This is a genomic window from Jannaschia formosa (assembly GCF_003340555.1).
GTDB classification, from domain to species: Bacteria; Pseudomonadota; Alphaproteobacteria; order Rhodobacterales; family Rhodobacteraceae; genus Jannaschia; species Jannaschia formosa.
Map to the genome: position 1 here is coordinate 1 of NZ_QPLJ01000106.1, position 933 is coordinate 933.

The window sequence follows — 933 nt, forward strand, 5'->3', positions numbered from 1 at the left end:
CCAAAAGGAGGGGGATCCTCGTGCAGGTCAGGATAGCGGATTTTCCCGAACTCGCGAAGCTCTGCTGGAACCGGCCGGAGGCGACCGTCCTCGACGGACCTGTCGCGCTCTCGATCTACGAGCGCAACTGGCGCCATGTCGACGAGGACGCCCTCGGCGCGGACGAGGCGGCCCTGATCGAGACGCTCACGAACTTGCACGGGAATGGTGTATTCCTGGCCTGAGATGGACCGGGGGATGCAAGCCGAGGAGAGACCGTGTTCGAGCGACCCCGACATGAGGCCATCCATGCCATTCTCAGTCGCATGGATGCCGATCTGCTCCAGGAGGCGAAGGCCTGTTTCGGGGGTGGAACGGCCATCTCGCTGCTTCTCGACGAGTATCGCGAAAGCGTCGGCATCGACTTCCTCTGCGCCGACCTCGCAGGCTACCGTCTTCTGCGGAATGTATCTTTGGAGGGAATTGCGGGGCTCTTCGAGAGCCTGGACGGCATGGAACAGGTCCGCGATGTCCGGTCCGACCGGGACGGCATCCGAACGGCCATGAGGGTCGGGGACATCGTGGTGAAATTCGAGATCGTCCTCGAGGGGCGCATCCCGCTGTCGGGCGCGCGCAATGCGACGCTCGGCGTTCCGGTCCTGGACAGGGAAAGCCTCTTCGCCGAGAAGCTCCTCGCCAATGACGACCGTTGGGCGGACAGGGGGACGATGAACCGCGACATCATCGATCTCGCGATGATGATATCCCGCTGGGGACCCGTTCCGGACACCTCCCGGGAGACTGCCAGAGGGGCCTATGGGAAGCGCGTCGACGAGAGCTTCGGCAAAGCCGCGGACAGGATCTCTGACCTCGATTGGCTCGAACGGTGCATGCGGGACATGTCCATGGACGAGGCGCTCTCCACCGTCATCCTCGATGCCCTCGGCCGGTCGG

2 protein-coding genes are annotated in these 933 nt (G+C 64.0%); both read left to right on the forward strand.

Going from position 1 to position 933, the window contains the following annotated elements; all coding sequences use genetic code 11:
• A partial coding sequence (locus DR046_RS23010) for a hypothetical protein (protein WP_209313650.1) occupies positions 1–224 on the forward strand: 224 nt, incomplete at its 5' end.
• 81 nt (positions 225–305) lie between these two features.
• Positions 306–933, forward strand: a 628-nt coding sequence (locus DR046_RS23015) for a nucleotidyl transferase AbiEii/AbiGii toxin family protein (protein WP_209313651.1), incomplete at its 3' end; no start/stop codon positions are given.